Origin of the sequence: Prevotella melaninogenica ATCC 25845 (assembly GCF_000144405.1) — a bacterium.
GTDB classification, from domain to species: Bacteria; Bacteroidota; Bacteroidia; order Bacteroidales; family Bacteroidaceae; genus Prevotella; species Prevotella melaninogenica.
Genome location: NC_014371.1, coordinates 691,312 through 708,739 on the forward strand (window position 1 = coordinate 691,312; position 17,428 = coordinate 708,739).

Sequence of the window (17,428 nt, forward strand, 5' to 3'; positions counted from 1 at the left end):
TGATATTGAAAATCATTTCTTTTTAGACTTCGAGAATCTGTAGACGGAGATTTGAAAAATCATTACATAATTTCAAAGAAAACATCTATAACTAACGACAAAAACACATATACGAAGCAGGTTTGCAATCAACAGAAAATCAATTAGTTATAAAGTGGCAAATTAAAAGGTGCTTAATAGGAATTCAAAAGGGCGTTAGTAAGGGGCTTAAAGGGCACCTTTTGCAAGTCAATTAGGCATCTTTTAGAAGCCAAAAGAGCATATATTGGTTTTGAACTGCACGAAAATAGTTTACAAATCTCAACTAAAAAGAGATTAAGTTGCTTGTAGAAGATAGATAGTCATCGCACCTAATTACATTTATCATGTAGATTATCCCCTTTGTAAAATCATCTAATTTGGGGTAATCACACCATGTATGTGGATTTATCTCATTCTATTAACAATCTACGCATTTAACAGAAGCCCCCCTTATAATTGCTGGAGATAAGCCGAAACCATTTCAGCACAGCGCTCTCCATCAATGCCCGCACTAACGATTCCACCAGCATAACCAGCACCTTCTGCACAAGGGAAAAGACCCTCAAGGCGGATATGCATGAGGCGTTCTCTGTCACGGAGGATACGAACAGGAGAACTTGTACGAGTCTCGGAAGCAATCATGACAGCTTCATTCGTAAGGAAACCATGCGCTTGTTTACCAAAGGTTCTGAATGCTTCTTGGAGTCGTTTTGTGATAAATGATGGCATCCAGAAATGAAGTGGACTGGAAATAAGTCCTGGTGCATAGCTCGATTTAGGAAGATCATACGACAGACGATTATTTACAAAATCTGCCATACGCTGTGCAGGAGCTGTCTGTTTGCGGTTTCCCTGCTGCCATGTGTCTCGCTCTAACTGTTCCTGATAACGCAAAATACGCAAAACATCATCGCCTTCAACATCCTCTGGATTTAATTGAACAACCATACCCGAGTTAGACCATTGCGTTCCACGATTGGCAGGACTCATACCATTGGTTACAGTTTGCTCTGGACCAGTTGCTGAAGGAATCACAAAACCACCGGGACACATACAGAAAGAATAGACACCACGACCCTGTGCTTGTGTCACAAAAGAGTACTCTGCTGTTGGAAGATATTTACCCTTTCCATTTTTATTGTGATATTGTATTTGGTCGATTAAGTGAGAAGGATGCTCCAATCGTACTCCAACAGCGATTCCTTTTGCTTCCATCTCAATTCCTGCCTCTGCAAGATAGCGATAGACATCGCGTGCAGAGTGCCCCGTAGCAAGAATGACTGGACCATGAAACTCACGCTTCACACTCACAGCTCCACTGTTATCAACAGCCTCAACACCAACAACTTTATCACCATCGAGTATCAAGGAAGTCATCTTTCTTTGGAAATGAACCTCACCACCACAGTCAAGTATTGTGTTACGCATATTCTCTATGACACGAGGAAGCTTGTCTGTACCTATGTGTGGATGGGCATCAGCGAGGATAGAAGGTGATGCACCATGCTGACAAAAGACATTTAGAATCTTATCAACAGGGCCACGCTTCTTACTTCGTGTATAAAGTTTTCCATCCGAATATGCTCCAGCACCACCTTCACCAAAGCAGTAATTTGACTCAGGATCAACCTCTTGTGTCTTTGAGATTAAAGCCATATCTAACTTACGATCACGTACATTCTTTCCTCGTTCGAGAACTATTGGGCGCAATCCTAATTCTATTAGCTTCAGAGAAGAGAACAAACCTGCAGGACCAGCACCTACCACAACGACCGAAGGACGATTGCTTACGTCTTGGTATTCAGTCTTCACATAAGGGTCGTCTTGTGGAAATTCGTTAATATAAACACGAATTTTCAGATTAACATATATGTCACGATGGCGTGCATCAATAGAACGCTTCAATACTCGAACACGATAAATTGTACGCTCATCCAGCCCCTTTTCTTTTGCAAGATATGCCTTCATGTTGTTTTCATTATAGGCAACTTGGGGCAAAACGCGTAACTGATATTCCTCTGTCATATATAGTATAACTTCTTCTTTTTGCCACAAATTTACTCAAATATATCGAGAAATTCGTTGGCTATTGCAATATTTCTTATTATTTTTGTGGCTAAGTTTTGCACCTCCCCCATTGTAAAGGGGATGCCAAATAATAACAAAATAAACATCAGGAATGAAAGTATTAAAGTTTGGTGGAACATCCGTAGGTTCTGTATCGAGTATTTTAAGTCTACAAAAGATTGTAGAAAAGGAGGCTAAACATCAACCAATTATTGTGGTTGTTAGTGCCTTAGGTGGTATAACAGATCAGCTCATAGCTACTTCTCAACTTGCCTTGAAGGGTGATGAAAGTTGGAAAACAGAGTTCGATTCGATCGTTGCACGACATCATAAGATGATTGATGCGATTATTACCGATCCACATGACCGTGAGATGCTATTCAACAAAGTGGATAGTCTTTTCGAGCAACTTCATTCTATTTATTACGGTGTATTCTTAATTCACGACCTCAGTCATAAGACAGAAGATACTATTGTAAGCTATGGTGAACGTCTAAGTTCAAGAATAGTAGCTACACTTATTCGTGGAGCAAAGTGGTTTGATGCACGTGAGTTTATCAAGACTGAAGAGAAATTGGGCAAAAGAAGTCTCGATTCAGAACTAACCAACAAACTTGTAGTAAATACTTTCTCTGACCTTCCTCGCATCTCTCTTGTACCTGGTTTTATAGCACAAGACCGTGACTCTGGCGATATTACCAATCTTGGGCGTGGTGGAAGTGATTATACGGCATCCATCCTTGCCGCATCTCTAAACGCTGAAGTATTGGAGATATGGACGGATGTTGACGGCTTTATGACAGCTGACCCTCGCGTCATCAAGAGTGCCTATACCATTAATGAACTTTCCTATACGGAGGCTATGGAGCTTTGTAACTTTGGTGCAAAGGTTGTCTATCCTCCAACGATATACCCTGTCTGTGTAAAAAACATCCCAATCAAGGTAAAAAACACATTTAATCCTGATGGACAGGGTACGATTATTAAAGCACACATAGAGAACAATCAAAAACCTATTAAGGGTTTATCATCTATCAAAGGTACTACGGTTATTACCGTGACTGGTCTTTCTATGGTGGGTGTTGTTGGTGTCAACCGTCGTATCTTTAGTTCTCTTGCCAACAATGGTATTAGTGTCTTCCTTGTATCACAGGCAGCCTCAGAGAACAATACCTCTATCGGTGTGAAGGATGAAGATGCCGACAATGCAGTGAAGGTACTTAATGAGGAGTTCCGACTTGAGATAGAAGATGGGCGTATGTTCCCTATGCACGCTGAAAGTGGACTTGCAACAGTGGCGGTCGTTGGTGAGAACATGAGGCGAACACCGGGTATAAGCGGTAAGCTCTTTGAGGTTCTTGGTCGTTCTGGTATTAGTGTTATTGCTATTGCGCAGGGTGCATCTGAGATGAATATCTCATTTGTTGTGAAAGGCTCTGACCTAAGGAAAGCACTGAATGTACTCCATGATTCACTTTTCTTATCGGAATATAAAGTATTGAATCTCTTTATTTGCGGCATTGGTACAGTAGGTGGTAAGCTCATTGAACAGATCAAGAGCCAGTATGAAGAGTTGAAGCAAAATTCTAACTTAAAGTTGAAAGTGGTGGGAATTGCTTCATCTAAGAATGCTATTTTCAATCACGACGGCTTAAATCTTGATAATTATCGTAAAGAACTAAAGGAGAGTGAGCCTTCTAATCCAGAACATTTGCGTGATGTTATCCTAAAGATGAATATCTTTAACTCGGTATTTGTGGATTGTACTGCTTCTAAGGAAGTGGCTGCACTCTATCAGTCTTTATTGGAAAACAATATCTCTGTGATTGCTGCCAACAAGATTGCAGCATCTGGAACATACGATGATTATTACCATTTAAAGCAGACAGCCATTCAACGTGGTGTCAAATTCCGCTTTGAAACAAACGTGGGTGCAGGTCTACCTATCATTGGTACAATCAATGACTTGCGCAATTCGGGTGACAAAATACTTAAGATTGAAGCTGTATTGTCTGGTACACTAAACTTCATCTTTAACGAGATTGGAGCAGATGTTCCTTTCTCTGAGACTGTAAAACGCGCTAAAGAACAAGGTTATAGCGAGCCAGATCCACGCATAGACCTTAGTGGAACGGATGTCGTTCGTAAGTTAGTTATCCTTACACGTGAGGCTGGATACAAGGTGGAACAAGAGGATGTTGAGAAGCATCTATTTGTTCCTGATGATTATTTCCAAGGTTCAGTAGAAGACTTCTGGAGGCGTCTTCCAGAACTTGATGCTAACTTTGAACAACGTCGTCAGCTATTAGCAGAGGAGGGTAAGCGTTGGCGTTTCGTTGCCACTATGGAACATGGTAAGACTAATGTTGCATTAAAGGAGGTGGATTCTAACCATCCTTTCTATAATCTTGAAGGTTCTAATAACATAGTTCTACTGACAACTGATCGTTATAAAGAATACCCTATGCAGATTCAAGGCTATGGTGCTGGTGCATCTGTTACCGCAGCAGGTGTGTTTGCAAACATTATGAGTATTGCGAACATATAATGATACTATAAATCCAAACGAGAAGGGCATACGCAATGTATGCTCTTTTTTTGTTTTTCTCTCGAAATATGAAGTTAATATGCCCCTTTGCTCCCCACACAGCCGATGACTCTATGGACTACGTATCCATAAATAAAACATCCGTTTACACCATGCCTCTGTGTCAGATTTACGTACATTCAATTAGTAAATGCGAATATTCTCGGCAAGAAATATATTTACAAAACATTCAAGGAAAAGGTAGAGAAATGGATAAAATGTGAGTTCTTTTAATATATTTGTAAGTTATTAGTTATCAAAATGTTACAAAGTAAGGCTTTAAAAGGTGCTTAATTGGACTTCAAAAGGGCGTTACTTGGACTTCAAAAGGGCATCTTTTGCAAGCCAATTGGACGTTATTTGCAAGCCGTTTGGTGGTCTTTACAAAATCAACATATGAAAAATACGAACAAAACAGCATCTTTTGAGGTTGGGAGTGATAAGGTTTTTCTTTTGGGTTTAGCATTTGAGAAATAACACACAGAGCATCGTTAAGTTTCTTATTGCAAACTTAGCGTTGCTTTGTGTGCCTTATTCTATAATAGCATTAGCTTACCATTCTATATTTCTAAAGAGCTTTTTTTTATAAGTACAACTAAAAGCTATAATAACAGATTCCATTCAACTTTCTCTGTTTTCATGTCATTCGGCTCTTCATTCAACGTAAAACCCTGTGGCTTTTGTCCTTCTACCCTTATTTCAACGACGGTCATGACATTACGTTTTAACACTAACTGCTTACTTTCTTGTTCGACAGTCCCATCGTCTTTCGTCCATGTTACCTTCACCTCCATCGTCAATTGATATCCATCTTCACACGCTTTTGGAATGTTAGAAAAGGAGTAGACGGAACTATGATCATATTCATTACTACCCTTTGTTAAAGAGATACGCCACCCGATATAGTTAATTACCAGACTACCTTCTTCTGGTGGCGACACCTTGAAATGCAACCCGAACACCGACCTTTTCATATCAATGGTCAGTTCCTTTGATGTTTTTGGACTGAAATCATTGATAGTACCATAGAGTTTCACAAGGCGTGGATATTGAACAGTACGCCCCTTAGCTACAGTCGTTTCGCCTTTTGTTAGACTATTCAAGTTTTCTTCTTTTGAGAATACAAAGCTATTAGTAACTTTTGTAGCCTTATTTGCCCCATGCAAGAAAGGAGCTGAAAACTCATCTTCATTTGCGAAAAGTTCATCATCACCTTCCTCTACAATCAAACACTCTACTTTATAAAGATTGTTCACATTCATCTTTAGTGCAATCTTTGAAAGGCTGGTAAACAAACCATAAGCATACATTGAGTAGTTTTCATCATTAGATTTCTTCTCGTAGACATTCACAGCATAAAACTTCCGTTTCCGGTCTTCGCTAACAGCCCTACTCAAAGGTTGATATTTCGCCCCTATAGCTTCTTCTATCGTTTCTATACGTAATTCTTTGGGGTGAATACGCACGACTCTTGTCAACTTTTGCTTTGCATTATTCGATTTTTTACCATCTTCACCATTGTCTAAAACTGGCTTTTCGCAGGCTGCAAACAATAGTAAGCACAACAAAAGTCCAATCCATGTTACTTGTTTTTTCATATCGGTAATTGTTTAAGTTATAGTCATTCATCCCAATCCGTCTGCGTGTCAGAAAGATTAAAAGCGGAGAAAGAATCTTCTTTTGATAATTGCTGAATACCAGGCCCTGTCTGATTATTAATCAGTCCTTCTTCATTCGTCAATGTATTTGTTCCTTCCCCAGGTGAGCCACCCAGCAAATGACAAGAAGTTAAAACGTGATACTCACTTATTAAAGGCTTGATATATGTTTTCATGTTTACTTATTAAAAATCAATTATTTATCATGGTTTTGTGTACAAGTACAAGAAGGCTTATCTATTAAGATACTTCTTACCATTCACGATTATAATCCCCTTATAATCTTTATCTACTCTTTGCCCTGCAAGGTTATAAATAGGACCATCGAAAGTTGTCTTTTCTCTCACCATAGGACCTTGTATTTCTAATGCTACATCAAAGCCAAGGAAACTCTTTGCGTTTGTAGTCTTTGATGGCGTATAAACGAGATAGGCTTTATGTGCTTCGGTCGTAAAGGCTTTTCCATTTGCTTCTTTCCAATAAAAGCCTACTCCGTTACTGCCTTTTCCAAACACATAGTACACCTCTCCGCCTGACGTTATAGTCGTACTATCCGAGCCACACAACGCATTATGAGGGTCTGTTTCACCTGTCTTACTTGTTTCTTCAAAGATATACTTACCTTTCTTTGCTTCTAAAACAACAGCTGTACCCTTGGGAAGAACATCTCCTTTTTTATATTCCCGACTTCGAGAGAGGATATTACCTTCAATCTTATAGGTACGAGCAACAACCCCTTCAGGAATAATAAACGACCTGTCACTATAATAAAGTGTTGCTCTCTCAGCAGAAGAAACTGCAAGAGAGACGCCCTTAGGCTGAACTTTCTCGTAAGATATTTGTATTGTCATTATATGAAGCCCCCCTGTAGAACAAGGAGTAAAAGAAACTTTAGTACATTCACCTTTCCATTTTCTCTCGACAATTTTCCTATTAAGTTGAGAAATAGTTCGTTTCCCGATTTTACCTACTTCCTCTAAATAGAACTTCAGATCATCCTTATCATCAGCGAGGGTAAACTTTATAGATGTAATTTTACTGTTAAAACTCTCTATAGTTAATATACCTTCTACATCAATTTTTAGACATTTGAGATTATTTACTCTTGTATATTTAGGTTGAGTTACATCTGCTTTAGTAGCACTAAACTTCAAGGAAATACCATCCTTCTCCATCACTGTTGGTACAACATCACCTGGAGAAGAACTTGAGAAATCGAATGTAACGGAATTCTGCGCCCATATCATTACAGGCAATAACAACATTAGGAATAATACAATAAACTTTTTGGTCATAGTTATTAAGTTATACGTTTTATCAATCAAGTTTGTAGCCAACGTTATTCATGTTCCTTCAAGTAGAAAATAGGTTTCTGTAGACTACTCTTTATCAATAAGTTGTTTAGTTCTTAATGGTGCAAAGATAAATAAAAATCAACAAAAACAAACAAATTTAAACAAAGAATATACAAAATACGGATTAAACTCTTTAAAAATAAGATTTACATCTATGGTTCTTTTCTATTCATCACACCCTCTTTACACTTAAAAAGAACTCTATGTAAAAACTCAAACTACCAACGGTAAAACGGTAATAATCCTTATCTATCGAATTATTTTCACGAAAAGAAATAATTATTTACGTGAACAAAAAGATTTCTTTTCATGAAGAAAAATCTTTTTCTTCATGAAAAGAAATCAGAGGTATTGGTATTTAACTAAGAATTAGTCTTTTGAAACAACAGCCTTGAAGCTCATATCAAGTCCTTTAACACTGTGTGTTAGTGCACCAAAGGAAATAAAATCAACACCAGCTTGCGCATAAGGAATCATCGTATCAAAGGTGATTCCTCCACTTGATTCCGTCTCACAGCGTCCAGCAACCATCTCAACTGCTTTGCGAGTATCCTCTGGTGTGAAATTATCAAACATAATACGGTCGCAGCCTTCATTCAATGCTTCTTCCAACTCGGTAAAGTTTCTTACCTCACATTCTATCTTAAGATCATTCTTACCATGGTCTTTACAATACTGCTTTGCCATAGAGATCGCATTATGTACACCACCACAGAAATCAACATGATTATCTTTCAGAAGAATCATATCAAAGAGACCAATGCGATGGTTCATACCACCACCAATCTTCACAGCCTCTTTTTCCAGCATTCTCATACCCGGTGTTGTCTTACGTGTGTCTAAAACGCGTGTCTTTGTACCTGCATCAATGAGTGCTTGCTGATACTTGTTGGTCATTGTTGCAATACCACTCATACGCTGTAAGATGTTAAGCATAAGGCGTTCTGTCTGCAAAAGGCTCTGCGTTCTGCCCTTCACACTCATAACAATATCGCCAGGCTTCACATGAGCACCGTCTTCTACATAGACTTCTACCTGTAGATCAGGGTCAAAAAGATGGAACACCCTTTTAGCAACATTAACTCCTGCCAAGACTCCTTCTTCCTTAATCAGTAATCTACTTTCACCCTTAGCATCAGCAGGGATGCAGCAAAGCGTTGTATGGTCACCATCACCTATATCCTCACTGAAAGCGAGTTCGATAAGTTTATCGTTTAGTTCTTCTACTGACAACATAATAATATATTTAAATTATAAACCTAATCTGTTTGAGATATCCAACATTCTATGAATTGATTTGACAGCCTTCTTTGCCATTTCTGGCTCAACCTCAATAGCAGGCCACTCATACTTCAAGCAATTATACAGCTTCCTCAAAGTAATATATTTCATATACTCACACTCATTACAAGGGCTATCGCTATCATTAGGAGGAGCAGGAATAAAGGTCTTTTGTGGAGCCAATCGCTGCATTTCAACAAGAATACCACTCTCCGTCACCACTATAAACTCCTGAGCATCATTCTCAACACTATACTTCAATAAGGCAGATGTACTTCCAACCTTATCAGCTAAGCAGAGTACAGTAGGTGGACACTCAGGATGAGCCAGTACTTTTGCTGCTGGATGCTCGCGTTTTAACTGCTGAATCTTCTCTACAGAGAATCTATCATGAACTTCACATGCACCATCCCAAAGCAACATCTCACGTCCTGTTTGCTCGCTGATATAATGTCCTAAGTTCCTATCTGGTCCAAAAATGATAGGAGTATCCTTTGGTAAAGATTCAACAATCTGTTTTGCATTACTGCTCGTCACCACAACATCTGTCACAGCTTTGGTTGCTGCAGTTGTATTGACATAGCTTACCACGGTATGATTAGGATGTGCTTTTACAAACTTCTCAAACTCATCGGCTGGACAACTCTCTGCCAACGAACAAGAGGCGTTAAGGTCAGGGACGAGTATTGTCCTCTCGGGACATAAGATTTTATTTGTCTCACCCATGAAATGTACACCGCACATAACGATGATATCGGCATCTGTAGTAGCAGCCTTTTGTGCCAAAGCCAAACTATCTCCTACGAAATCTGCCAACTCCTGAATTACGCCTTCTGTATAATAATGTGCCATGATAAGTGCATTCTTCTCTTTACACATCCTGCGTATTTCAGCCTTTACATCAGTCCCTTCTGGAATAGGTTCATCTATAAACCCCTGTTCCAGCCATTTTTTATCTATCATGTTATTTTGTATTATAAGCTGAGAGTACAATGGTTATTGTGCTTCTCTCATCATCTATCTATACTCTTTTACTACTTCTCGTCATATGCATGCTTCGGATAATCTACCGTGTAGTGCAATCCTCGACTTTCCTTTCGCTCTATGGCTTGTCGTGTTATCAGATAACCGACATTTATCATATTACGGAGTTCGCATATATCCTTCGTTGCCGTCACACGCTTAAAGAGGCTTTCTGTCTCCTCATACAATAAGTCGAGTCTTGCCCAAGCACGCTTCAAACGCAAATCACTTCGAACAATACCGACATAGTTGCTCATGATTTCGCCAACTTCCTTAATACTCTGTGTGATTAAAACATGCTCTTCATTGGTCATTGTGCCTTCATCGTTCCACTCAGGAATATTTGTGTTAAAGTCATAGTTGTCTATCATCCGTAGTGTATGTTCTGCAGCAGACTTAGCATAGACGACTGCTTCTATCAGCGAGTTGCTGGCAAGTCGGTTTCCGCCATGCAATCCCGTACATGAACATTCACCAACGGCATAGAGTCTATGAATAGAACTTTCTGCATTCAAATCGACCTTTATACCCCCACAGATATAGTGAGCACTTGGACAAACAGGGATATATTCTTTTGTTATATCAATCCCAATGCTCAAACATTTCTCATAAATATGTGGAAAATGATGCTTCGTTTCTTCAGCATCTTTATGTGTTACATCAAGACAAACATGATTTAGCCCGTGAATCTTCATTTCATGATCAATAGCTCGAGCAACAATATCACGTGGAGCAAGAGAAAGACGTTTATCATACTTCTGCATGAACTCTTGACCATTCGGAAGTCGCAACACCCCACCATAGCCACGCATAGCCTCAGTAATCAGAAATGCTGGATGCGTCTCAGAAGGATTATAAAGAACCGTCGGATGGAACTGTACGAACTCCATATCCTTTACCGTTCCCTTTGCTCGATAAACCATTGCAATACCATCGCCAGTAGCTATCTCAGGATTAGATGTCATTGCGTAGACTGCCCCCACTCCACCTGTAGCCATGAGTGTTACTTTACTTAAGAAGGTATCTACCTTTTTCGTTTCAGGATTGAGGATATACGCACCATAACATTCTATATCTGGGGTTCTGCGTGTCACCTTTATACCCAAGTGGTGTTGCGTGATAATCTCAACAGCATAGTGATTTTCGAAGACTGTAATATTTGGGTTAGCTCTCACCGCATTCATCAATCCACGCTGTATCTCAAAGCCTGTATCATCAGCATGATGAAGAATACGAAAGTCGCTGTGCCCTCCTTCACGATGTAGGTCGTATGTACCGTCTTTATGCTTATCAAAATTTACACCCCAGTTAACAAGCGCCTTGATAGCTTCTGGCGCATTACACACAACTTGTCTTACAGCTAAAGGGTCAGAAATATAATCACCAGCGACCATAGTATCGTTGATGTGCTTTTCAAAATTGTCAATGGCAAGGTTCGTTACTGCTGCTATTCCTCCTTGTGCTTTAGCCGTATTGGCTTCGTCCAAAGAAGTTTTGCAAACAAGGGCAACCTTTCCCTTACCACTATTTGCCACACTCAGTGCATAACTCATTCCTGCTATACCGCTGCCGATAACCAGGAAATCGAATTTGTGTATCATAATATGATTCCTTCTGATATCAAAAATTAATCGGTACAAAAGTAATAAAAATTACCATAACAATGGTAAGAAAAGAGCATATATATTTGTGCGTGCATGAGAAAAGTTTTTCTTATCCTATCGAACACGAGAACCTTTTTCTCTGAATTAAGTATAAGCAATCCTCTTTCAGCACGTTTCCAATCCCAGTATTGATGCTTTTCATATGCTGTCCGAATACTGCGCACATCATGTGCGGGGGCTTAACACATATAGTGCGAAGGCTTAACACCATTGGTGCGGAGTACTAACACATAATAAGGATTACTATAATTTATGATATACTAACGAGGTTTTCATCTTTACTTTATACAAAATCCTTATCCTTCCACTTCCATATTGAACAAGAAAAAACGCTATTCAATCCCCTTAAAAGAGGAAAGAGTAGCGTTAATATTTAGTGGTTCTGTAAAGAGAAACTTACAGAATAAAGTTTTTACTGCTCGTCTGGAACGATGAGTTTATAACCCTTACCATGGATATTAATAATCTCAATCTGTGGGTCTGGTTTCAAATGCTTACGCAACTTAGTAATGTAAACGTCCATTGAGCGAGCATTAAAGTAGTTATCATCAATCCAAATAGTCTTCAAAGCATAGTCACGCTGAAGAATCTCGTTAGAGTGTGCGCAAAGCAAAGCGAGCAACTCATTCTCCTTTGTCGTAAGCTTAGTAGCCTTCTCTGGATTGTTATCCAGTGTAAGCAACTGCTTCTGTGTATCGAAAGTAAAGCGACCAATGGTGTACATTGTTGACTCCTTAGTCTTCTTTCCTCTTACACGACGGAGGATAGCCTCAATACGGAATACGAGTTCCTCCATAGAGAATGGCTTAGTGATATAATCATCAGCACCAATCTTGAAACCTTCCAAGATATCCTCTTTCAACTGCTTTGCAGTAAGGAAGATGATAGGAACTTCTGCATTTGCCTGACGAATCTCCTGTGCAAGGGTAAAACCATCCTTCTTTGGCATCATAACATCAAGCACACAGATATCATACTTGCTCTTCAAGAAGGCTCTGTAACCAACCTCACCATCAGGGCAGAGGTCAGCCTGAAAGCCTTTTGCCTGCAGATATTCACTCAACAGTGTTCCGAGATTCTCATCGTCTTCACACAACAGAATTTTCAATTTATCATCCATAACTTATACGTATTAAATTGTTTATACTCTTAATTATCTTTTATTCTTCATCCTCCTCATCGCGAATAACGGGGAGTTTTATGACGAATTTTGTTCCTTTACCATATTCGCTCAGCACCTTAATCTCACCTTCATGTAAGTCAACCATTTTCTTTACATATGCCAAGCCTAATCCAAAGCCTTTGACATCGTGGAGATTTCCAGTGTGAACACGATAGAACTTATCAAAGATCTTCTTTAAGTTCTCCTTCTTTATTCCTTGACCAGTATCACGAACAGAGAGATAGAGATTCTCATTCGTATTCCAAGTCTTCAAATAGACATCTAATGGTTGGTCGGGTTTCGCATATTTAACAGCATTATCCAAGAGGTTAAAAATGACATTCTGGAAATGCATTTCATCAACATACATTAGCGAATCAACCGCTTCTATCTCTGTATACACCTTACCGCCAGTATGCTCAACACGTAAACTAAAGGAGTGAGCAATCGTCTCAACCATCTCGTTAAGGTCGGTGTATTTCTTCTTTAGAACAGCCTTTTTGCGGTCGTACATACTCATCTGTAGTACCTTCTCTACAAGGAAACGCAGACGTTTTGACTCATCATTGATAACACCTCCTAAGTGTTCTATCATCTTCGGACTCTTTGTCAACGTCTTATCGTTCATCATCTGAGCTGCCAAAGAGATACTTGCGATAGGCGTCTTAAGCTCATGCGTCATGTTATTGATAAAGTCATTCTTTATCTCACTGTACCGTTTCTGTCGGAAGATGGTTACAATCGTGAAGATAAAGGTAACCAACAGTACGAAAGTAAAGATGATTGACGGAATCATAAACCGTACACTGGAGAAGATGTAGTTGTTCATCTGTGGGAAATGAACCTTTACAACACCCATTCTGTTTACAGGATCGTTACGGAACAACACCTGAGAATAAGTATTCTCCTCACCATCACTTACATAATCAGGACATTTATAGACCTCTCGACCGTCTTGAGTCGTCACCGTGAAATGATAAGGAATATTGATTCCATTGTTCATCATCTCCGCCTTTAAGTCCTGGTCTAAGAGCTTAAAGTTTATTCTATTGCGTAAAGGCTTGTCTGAAGCAGAATAGAGAATATTATAGATAACCTCCTCTAACATAGCTTTCTGATAGACATAACGATTACGAACAATCTCTTGCATATTACGTTTTGTAGCAGACAAAGAACTACTATCACTCCGTAAAATAGAACCTTTCGGAACTAAAGAAGGCTTCGATTGCTTTAGTTTTGCTTCAAAAGAGGTGTAGACATCACCCTGATTATCTGTCGACGGAGCCTGATGTGCAGCAGTAGATGTATCTTTATCAGTGTTCTGCTCATCGTCTTGTGAGCGTTCCTTCTTGTTTACATCATCCTCCAAATAACGAAGAGTCTCATTCAACTCCATATTGCGTGATGCCTGATAGAGGGCACGGTTGACAGATTCGTCAAACTGTTCCTTCTTCATCTCAGCCATCTCTTCAATATAGTTGAGTTGGAGCAGAAGCAAACCAAGGAACGAAAGTCCCATGATTATGGCTATTGTCCAAATTGTTTTCTTCTTCATTACTCTCTGTTTATATTCATACTGGTCATGGAAAGACTCCACTCACAGCACCATATATTTATTTTCGAATGCAAAGATAGGATTTCCTTAAACAATTAACATCTAAAAGTTAAGAAATAACTCATAATTGATTTTCATTAACCAAATATTACTTTTTAATTTAATAATTATCAAGTATAATCTTTAAACATACAGTTTTGATTACTCCAAAAGATATACAAGAAAGTAAAAGAGCTAATAAAACATTTGTTTAGATCCACAAAACAAAAGTAAGTAAGTCTTTCTATAAATCAATAAAAAGCATTAACTGAAAACAAAACGTTTATTTTTTATACAAAAAACACCTAAGAAATATATTATTTTATTATCTTTGTAGAATCATTAAACCTATTGCCTATAAACAAAAATAAATTAATATGCTATCCTGTAAACATCTCTCACATAAGTTAATCTTTCATGTATTACAATATTATAATGATAATAATAACCTAACTTCTCATATTTTACCGATGTGTTGATGCCCAGCACGAGTGGTGTTGATGGTAAACACCAAGCGTGTTGAGTGCTTAGTATACTATAAAAATAGCTATAAATATAACAAACCTCATGACAATTCAAAGATTACAAACAAGACCTTTCGCAACACACATCATCTTAGTTATAACTCTATTGTTACTGAACCCATCTAATCTTATGGCTCAACAGACCGTAACCTTTAGTATCCAACAACAAACAAAGGAACCTATTGATGCAGCAACAATTATCATTTCTGATCAGAAGACAGGAAAAGTAATTGCCAATGGACTAACTGAGACGGACGGAAAGTTTAATTACACCCTTATTGATGGTAGTTATCAACTATACTGCGGAGCTATCGGATGCCGTGATACTACTATTCTTTTCTCCATTCCAAATAACCATTCCATTTATAACATCTATTTATATCCTGACGGTACAGAGCTGAAAGACGTTATTGTCACAGCCCGCAAACAACGCTCACTCATTAAAATGGAAAGTGGGAAGATAAGCATTTCTGTTGCAGAATCCTATCTTGCTAACCTTGGCAACTCTTTAGATGTTCTGCGCCACACCCCAAGTGTAAGGCTTGATAATAAAGGAAATCTATCGCTTTCTGCCCTTGGCAATGCCGCCGTTTACGTGAACGGAAAACGCATACGACTTCAAGGTGAAACGCTTACAGCCTATCTGCGTACTATTCCATCTTCTAACATTGCAAGCATAACTACTTCAACCAACCCTGATGCAAGTTATGATTCAGAAGGGGCAAGTGGTATTATTGACATAAAACTAAAAGACAACAACGAACGAGGACTTTACATTTCGACCTCTCATGGTATGTCTTTTTGGAATCACATACGCCAAAGTTCTGATTTTAGTATGACTTATAACAAACAGACATGGCAGCTGGGCATCAACTATAGTCATAACATTGGACACTATGACATGGAGTATGGTACTGATAGAATGCAAGAAGGAGACCGAAACTTCTCAGAGACCAATGATACAGACAAGCGTAACACTTACGCAGGAGGACTGGCTTTTGTATACCAACCTAACAAGAAACACAAACTTATGCTAAATGCATCAGTTGATGCCTTAACAGGTCCCGGAGTGACAGCAACAACTACTTGGATATATAAAGGTAGAGACACGCTTCATGAAATACTTAAAGCAAGGAATGATTATACCAAGCAAGAGAATACAAAATATACGACAGGCATAGGCTATCAGTTCAATATTACAGAACAGCAGACCATCACTGCAAATGCAGACTGGATTCACGTTGATGTTGCAAGTAATAACAATCAGCCTAATACGTTTTACTCTCCAAATGGAACATTACTAAGGGAAGACAACTATCCAGCTAAATCCAAGAAGAATATAAACATCATATCATCTGCTATTGACTATAAACTGAAGAATAGCCATGACGGAGAGCTCCTTACAGGTATTAAAGTTGCCAAGGTAGAAAGTAACAATCGCTTTGGCTTCTATGCAAAAGGTGTGCTTGACAACACAAGGTCTAACAGGTTTACCTACCAAGAGTCAAACCTTGAAGGCTATATACAATATGCCCAGAAATGGAAACATGTACAGGCAACTGCAGGTATGCGGATTGAATATATGCAGACTATCGGGACTTTAGAATCCTATTTGGACGGAAAACTGATGGAGGAGAATAAGAACAATCACACAAGACTCTTTCCTAATCTTTCTATCAGTTATGATCTTAACAACAAAGCAAAGCTCACACTTGCCTATAGCAAACGACAAGACAAAGCAAGATACGAAGACCTTAACCCCATTGAATATCTGTTAGATGAACTAACCTATTGGAAAGGGAATCCATTTATTCAGCCACAAATAAATCATAGGGTATCTTTAGATTACACAAAGAATAATCTTAGTGTAACGCTCTCTTATAATCAGCTAAACAACTATTTTACGCAGCTTCCCGATGCATACAAGAAAGACTGCATAGTCATGACAACCAAGAATATTGGTAAACAGAAACAGCTGGCACTTGACCTTATCTATAACAAACGTCTCACCTCGTGGTGGGATGTAAGTGCAAACATCGGTGCTTACTACTTTATCAACCATCTTGATTATGAATCTTATAGAGAAGACTACCGGCGCCCCTCATGCAATCTTTCACTTTCAAACGACATACAACTACCTGCAAAAGTTCGTATGGAACTGTCAGCAAGATACGCAAGTAAACGACAAGGCAGAAGTTATGAGGTTTTCAAACCAAGTGGAAGTATAGATATCGGACTAAGTAAACAATTACTCCGAGACAGACTCTCCCTATCTTTGATGATTACCGACCTACTTCACACTGAGCGTTGGGATAGCTATGGACGTAAGGGAGCATTAGAATTAGATATTTGGGGGCACAGCGAAAGCCGTCAAGTTATCTTCCGTGTACATTACAATTTCGGAAGTAGAAAGTTTGAAACAAATAAGAACAAAGTAAAAGAGGCAGAACGTCTGTAGTTATCTGCTACCTTTTTGATTAAAACAGTCAACC

The 17,428-nt window shown here is 38.8% G+C and carries 11 protein-coding genes; 2 read left to right on the top strand and 9 right to left on the bottom strand.

Annotated features, from left to right (window positions below; all coding sequences use genetic code 11):
• Positions 1–471 precede the first annotated feature (471 nt).
• A complete protein-coding gene (locus tag HMPREF0659_RS09775; RefSeq protein ID WP_013265758.1) occupies positions 472–2,046 on the bottom strand; it encodes an NAD(P)/FAD-dependent oxidoreductase in 1,575 nt (524 codons plus the stop codon).
• Positions 2,047–2,200: 154 nt separating this feature from the next.
• Between HMPREF0659_RS09775 and thrA the strand changes: the two genes are divergently transcribed.
• Complete coding sequence (thrA, locus tag HMPREF0659_RS09780; protein WP_013265893.1) at positions 2,201–4,636, top strand: bifunctional aspartate kinase/homoserine dehydrogenase I; 2,436 nt, start codon at positions 2,201–2,203, stop codon at positions 4,634–4,636.
• Positions 4,637–5,277: 641 nt separating this feature from the next.
• On the opposite strand, the gene HMPREF0659_RS09790 is transcribed toward thrA, so the two are convergent.
• From HMPREF0659_RS09790 to HMPREF0659_RS09825, 8 genes are all read right to left on the bottom strand, one after another.
• Positions 5,278–6,273 carry a hypothetical protein gene (locus HMPREF0659_RS09790; RefSeq protein WP_013265874.1) on the bottom strand — a complete coding sequence of 332 codons (996 nt, stop codon included), beginning with the start codon at positions 6,271–6,273 and terminating at the stop codon, positions 5,278–5,280.
• Positions 6,274–6,296: 23 nt separating this feature from the next.
• The gene (locus HMPREF0659_RS09795) at positions 6,297–6,509 is read right to left on the bottom strand and encodes a hypothetical protein (RefSeq protein WP_013265759.1); all 213 of its coding nucleotides are present in this window, start codon (positions 6,507–6,509) and stop codon (positions 6,297–6,299) included.
• A 57-nt stretch (positions 6,510–6,566) separates the two neighbouring features.
• Entirely contained in the window at positions 6,567–7,628 is a 1,062-nt protein-coding gene (locus HMPREF0659_RS09800) for a hypothetical protein (RefSeq protein ID WP_108235561.1), read from the bottom strand.
• Between the two features lie 429 nt (positions 7,629–8,057).
• Positions 8,058–8,924: a carboxylating nicotinate-nucleotide diphosphorylase gene (gene nadC / locus HMPREF0659_RS09805; protein WP_013265034.1), complete on the bottom strand. Its 867-nt coding sequence runs from the start codon at positions 8,922–8,924 to the stop codon at positions 8,058–8,060.
• A gap of 15 nt (positions 8,925–8,939) precedes the next feature.
• Positions 8,940–9,932, bottom strand: a complete 993-nt coding sequence (gene nadA, locus HMPREF0659_RS09810) for a quinolinate synthase NadA (RefSeq protein ID WP_013265792.1) — start codon at positions 9,930–9,932, stop codon at positions 8,940–8,942.
• Positions 9,933–10,003: 71 nt separating this feature from the next.
• Positions 10,004–11,593, bottom strand: coding sequence for an L-aspartate oxidase (gene nadB, locus HMPREF0659_RS09815; protein ID WP_013265877.1), 1,590 nt, complete (start codon positions 11,591–11,593; stop codon positions 10,004–10,006).
• 475 nt (positions 11,594–12,068) lie between these two features.
• Positions 12,069–12,776: a response regulator transcription factor RprY gene (gene rprY, locus HMPREF0659_RS09820; protein ID WP_013265491.1), complete on the bottom strand. Its 708-nt coding sequence runs from the start codon at positions 12,774–12,776 to the stop codon at positions 12,069–12,071.
• Positions 12,777–12,816: 40 nt separating this feature from the next.
• Positions 12,817–14,373, bottom strand: coding sequence for a sensor histidine kinase (locus HMPREF0659_RS09825; RefSeq protein WP_013265313.1), 1,557 nt, complete (start codon positions 14,371–14,373; stop codon positions 12,817–12,819).
• A 693-nt stretch (positions 14,374–15,066) separates the two neighbouring features.
• Here HMPREF0659_RS09825 and HMPREF0659_RS09830 point away from each other — a divergent pair.
• Positions 15,067–17,394, top strand: coding sequence for an outer membrane beta-barrel family protein (locus HMPREF0659_RS09830; RefSeq protein WP_013265518.1), 2,328 nt, complete (start codon positions 15,067–15,069; stop codon positions 17,392–17,394).
• Positions 17,395–17,428 lie beyond the last annotated feature (34 nt).